Genomic DNA, 5,261 nt, shown 5'->3' with positions numbered 1-5,261 from the left:
ACTTATAACGGGCCGCTGACGGTGATCGATAGCTACCCGGCCGGCGCGCCGGCCTCCTCGACCTTCGGCCCAAGCCCGCCATGGACCTGCGTACCGACAGGTCCCGGCCTGTTCCGCTGCGACCATGCGGGGATCTCGCTGCCTCCGGGCGGCTCGACGCCGATCGTCGTCAAGGCGGTCATGCCGGCCGGCTATCAGTCGGACATTGTCGAGAATTGCGCGACGGTGAAGCCCATCCCCGGCGAAAACGACCTCACCAACAACAAGGCCTGCGCCAAGGAACGCTTCCGTCATCCCAATGCCGGCAAGCCGACCCTGCGCATCACCAAGGTCTGCAACGGCTCGCTCGCCGGTGCCGCGCTCATCTCTTGCCGCATCACCGTCATCAGCCTTGGCACTGCTGCCCCCACCGGTCCGGTGCGGGTCAACGATGCCGCCACGCTGGTGGCCGGCGGCGCGCCCGTCCAGATCCAGACCGTCACCCCCGACGGTGCGGAATGGGCGTGCGGACCGGTTCCGGCCAACGCGCTGTCGTGCCAGATTCCCGGTGCCGTCATGACACCTGGAATCAGCCGCCACTTCGACGTGACGGTTTCGGCCAATGGCGCGTTCGAAAACTGCGCGCGCGGCTCCTATGGGCCGGCACCGGGCGACGACGTCGTCTATCCCTTTGGCCAGGCCTGCGCGAAGGGCGGCGGTTCTTCGACCATCCGTGTCGAAAAGACCGGCGACCGTGAATGCAAACTCGGCCAACCCTGTTCGTTCGAGATCACCATCACCAATGACGGAACGACCCCCTTCTCCGGGCCGGTCCGCATTGGCGATGCGATCGGCGTGGAGGGTCTCGGCAGGCTGGAAGGCGTTGAGATCACGTCGATCGATCCGCCCTTCGGCTGTTCGCCGGAACCGGCAACCTTGCCACTATCCTGCATTGCCAATTTGTCGCTCGGCACCGGCGAAAGCCGGGTGCACCATGTCACCGTGGTCATTCCCGAGGACGGTCGCCTGGCCAATCTGCAGGGCAATGTCAGCGGCCAGAACTGCGTCGGCGTGCTCTCTCCCGACACACGGGTGCAGGGCGGTGGCGACGTGCTTGGCGGCGATCAGACCAATGTGCAGGGCGATCGCGGCAAGGCCTATGCCTGCCATCCCTTCACCATCAGCCAGGAGACGAATAAGGAATGCTCGCAAGGCTTCGTCATGAACGATGCCGGCCGCTGCGTCTGCCCGGAAGGCACCACCTACCGCAACGGCCAGTGCTCGCCGGGCGGCGGTATCGTGCCGAAGCCGGAACAGCCGAAGCGCTGTGTGCTGCTCGAAGGCCAGATCCGCACCGAGGACGGACGTTGCGTCTGCCCACGCGGAACCGGGCTTGAGAACGGCAGATGTGTCAGGACCGACAGACCCGAGCAGTGCACCATCCGTGGCCAGGTCCACGATGCCGATGGCGATTGTGTCTGCCCGAGAGGGACCGAGGTGCGCAATGGCGCCTGCCGTCCGATGCGGCCAAAGCCCGAGCAGTGCACGATCCGTGGTCAGGTTCACGACGCCGACGGCGATTGTGTCTGCCCAAGGGGTACCGAGGTCAGAAACGGAGCCTGCCGTCCGATCCGGCCAAAGCCTGACCAGTGCACCATCCGTGGCCAGGTCCATGACGCCAAGGGCAATTGTGTCTGCCCGAGGGGTACCGAGGTGCGGGGCAATGCCTGCCGACGCAAGCAGCCGACGCAGGAGCAGTGCGACATACGCGGCCAGGTCCACAACAAGCGTGGCGAGTGTGGCTGTCCGCGTGGGACGCAGGTGATCAACGGCGCATGCCGCAAGCCCAGGCAGGAGGTGGAATGCGCACCGGGCTCGCAGATGATCAACGGCCAGTGCCAGCCGATCATCAGGCGGCGCTGCCCGGAAGGCACGATCGGGCGCTATCCGAACTGCCGGCCGGTCCGCGGACAACCGTCGCTGGAGCTCAACCCCGGCCTGCTGCTGCAGCAGGTACTGCCACGGCGCAGGCCGCAGGTCGAACAGCAGCAGGATCCGGTTCCAGACAGAATCCTGAAACTCCAGCAGCAATAACGATCTGCTCGACGCCAGACCAGAAACCCGCCGGAGCAATCCGGCGGGTTTTCTTATGGCTCCGAGGCAAGCGGAAATTGGCTGCAACAGGATCGCGGACGCTGCAACGCCACCTCCGCCCGTGCAGCCGCCGCGCCCGTGCCCTCGACAAGTCGGCTGGAGCGCATTAGGCAGTCGATAGAGTGGCCGAACGAGAAGGGCACTCGGAAAGGCCGCATCCATGAGCAGAAAGACCCTGATTGCACCGTCGGTGCTGGCGTCGGATTTTTCCAAACTCGGCGATGAGGTCGAAGCGGTGGCGGCGGCCGGCGCCGACTGGATCCATCTCGATGTGATGGACGGGCATTTCGTGCCCAACATCACCTTTGGCCCGCCGGTGATCAAGGCGATCCGCAACCGCACCGAGGCCTTCTTCGACTGCCATCTGATGATTGCCCCGGCCGACCCCTATCTGGCCGCTTTCGCCGAGGCCGGCTGCGACGGTTTGACCGTCCATGCCGAAGCCGGCCCGCATCTTGACCGCTCGCTGCAGACCATCAGGAACCTCGGCAAGAAGGCCGGTGTGTCGCTCAATCCGGCGACGCCGGAAAGCGTGGTCGAATATGTGCTCGACCGGCTCGACCTGATCCTGATCATGACCGTCAATCCGGGCTTCGGCGGCCAGGCCTTCATCCCGGCCATCGTCGACAAGGTGAAGCGGGTCAAGGCCCTGATCGGCGGCCGGCCGATCCGCATCGAGATCGACGGCGGTGTTTCGGCCGAAACCGCGCCGCTGGTCACCGCTGCCGGCGCCGACGTGCTGGTGGCGGGCGCCGCCATCTTCAAAGGCGGCAGCGTCGAGGCTTACCGTCAGAACATCCAGGCGATCAGGACGGCAGCCGACCGCGCAGCCGGCTAACCAGCGCTGTTCCCGCGTTCTGCCCGGCATGCCGGCCAAGGTTCTGGTACTGGCCGAGGCTTGTGATGGTCTGATGCGCAACGGTATCGGATCTGGAGCAGCTGCCTGATTCGGCCTCAAGGGTCCTCACAGCAGACAGTTGATCCCGCGCGAATACAAAAGAACAGAAAGAACAGATTCTCCTGCGTGCATACAAAACATGTTAAGTTCCCGCAGGTTGTGAAAATGCGCGGAATTACAGCATTGAGCTCCAGATGCCGCATATTCCTTCGTGCTAAAGTACAATAACGCGATCTTCTGCTTGAGCAGGCGAATGCTCGCACTGTATGGTACAAGTACGAGAAGGCGAATGCTTTCGGACTCGAATCGCCCAGGACAAGTCTTGGGGACAAGGAGTCGCTATGACATACGGAGCTGCCAATCTGAACGATGACGCTGCGGGACCGAAGAGTACGCTTGCCAGTACGGTCTATCAGCAATTGCGGGACGATCTTCTCGGGGGTGTTCTTGAGGCCGAGAGCAAGCTGCGGGTCGAATGGGTGGTCTCCAAATATGGAGCCGGCGCCTCGCCTGTCCGCGAAGCTCTCAATCGCCTCGCCTCGGAAGGACTTCTCGGCCGGCACGATCAGCGAGGCTTCTTCATCATGCCGGTCAGTGCGTCGGAGCTCGATGAGCTGACGCGCACCCGCTGCTGGCTCGAGGAGCGGGCGCTTCGCGAATCCATCGCCCACCGCACCGCCGAATGGGAAGAACAGCTCGTGCTGGCGCTGCATCGCCTGGGACGCGCGTCACGTCTGTCTCCGCAGGATCTCTTTTCGCTCAATCCCGACTGGGAGAGGCTGCATCGCATCTTCCACAGGGTGCTGATTTCGGCCTGCCGGTCGCAATGGCTGGTGGGATTTTGCGACCAGCTCTCCGATCACGCGTATCGCTACCGGCAAATGGCCATTGATGGCGAAGGCGTCCAGCGCGACGATTTCGGCGAGCATCGCCTGATCGCCGAATGTGCCCTGGACGGCAATGCCGACGGTGCCGTCGAGGCACTGCTCAATCACTACCAGTTGACTGCCGCCATGTGCATGAAGCGCTTCGAGCAGGACGACGAAACGAAGGAACTCGCCCGCAAACGCGCTCGGCGATAGCAGTCGTGTCCTGGCGGGCTCTTGCGCTCGTTTCTTGCTCGCAATCCGCGCCGAGCGCGGCTGGCGTGAACCGCTGTCGGCGGGCTTGACGGCGTGGCCAAGAACCGCGAACTCTCGCCGCCGAGGCATGCCGCGACAGGCGCATGCTCGGCGCCGCCGCACCCAGGGAAGTCTTCATGAGCAATCATCTGTTCGATGCGTTCCGGTCCCGGATGCCGGCGCCAGCGCGCTTGCTGATGGAAACCGATGATGGCCGCTCGCTCACCTATGGCGATATGCTGGCCCGCTCGGCGCAGCTTGCGCATGCGCTCCTGCAACTCGATGTCGAACCCGGTGACCGCGTTGCCGTGCAGGTCGAGAAGAGCCCGGAAGCGGTCATGCTCTATCTCGCCTGCCTGCGAGCCGGCGCCGTCTTCCTGCCGCTCAACGCCGCCTACACGCTGGCCGAGCTGGAGTATTTCTTCGGCGACGCAGAACCACGCCTGGTCGTCTGCGATCCGGCAAGAGCGGCCGACATCGGCGCGCTGGCGGAAAAGTCGGGCGCCGTCACCGTCACGCTCGGCCGGGACGGCCAGGGATCGCTGCCCGATCAGGCCTCGCGGCTGCCGATGGATTTTCATGACGTAGCGCGTGGGCCGGATGACCTCGCGGCGATCCTCTACACGTCGGGAACCACGGGCCGTTCGAAAGGCGCCATGCTCAGCCACGAGAATCTTGCTTCGAACGCGCGCGTGCTGGTCGAGCACTGGCGTTTCACTGGAGACGACGTGCTGATCCACGCATTGCCGATCTTCCACACGCACGGCCTGTTCGTCGCCACCAATGTCGTCCTGATGGCCGGCGCCTCGATGCTGTTCGAGCAGAAGTTCGATCCGGCCCGCATCGTCTCGCTGCTGCCGCGTGCCACGGCCCTGATGGGCGTTCCGACCTTCTACGTGCGCCTGCTGCAGCAGGATGGGCTGGACCATGAGGCGGCAAAAAACATCCGTGTGTTCATTTCCGGGTCGGCGCCGCTGCTGGCCGAGACGCACAAGTCCTGGCGCGAGCGCACCGGCCACGCGATCCTCGAACGCTACGGCATGACCGAGACCAACATGAACACCTCGAACCCCTATGAGGGCGAGCGGCGCGCCGGTACCGTCGGTTTC

General features: G+C 64.3%; 3 protein-coding genes and 1 pseudogene. All 4 read left to right on the top strand.

Annotated features, from left to right (window positions below):
- A pseudogene (locus EN750_RS17270) lies at positions 1-2,073 on the top strand (hypothetical protein); the annotation flags it as partial.
- Positions 2,074-2,293: 220 nt separating this feature from the next.
- A complete protein-coding gene (rpe, locus tag EN750_RS17265) occupies positions 2,294-2,971 on the top strand; it encodes a ribulose-phosphate 3-epimerase (RefSeq protein WP_127397126.1) in 678 nt (225 codons plus the stop codon).
- Between the two features lie 401 nt (positions 2,972-3,372).
- Positions 3,373-4,113 carry a GntR family transcriptional regulator gene (locus EN750_RS17260; RefSeq protein ID WP_127397125.1) on the top strand — a complete coding sequence of 247 codons (741 nt, stop codon included), beginning with the start codon at positions 3,373-3,375 and terminating at the stop codon, positions 4,111-4,113.
- A 176-nt stretch (positions 4,114-4,289) separates the two neighbouring features.
- A partial coding sequence (locus EN750_RS17255) for an AMP-binding protein (protein WP_145967739.1) occupies positions 4,290-5,261 on the top strand: 972 nt, incomplete at its 3' end.

The sequence above is a fragment of the Mesorhizobium sp. M7A.F.Ca.ET.027.03.2.1 genome, assembly GCF_003999175.1.
Taxonomy (GTDB): domain Bacteria; phylum Pseudomonadota; class Alphaproteobacteria; order Rhizobiales; family Rhizobiaceae; genus Mesorhizobium.
This window is presented reverse-complemented; position numbering and strand designations above follow the sequence as displayed.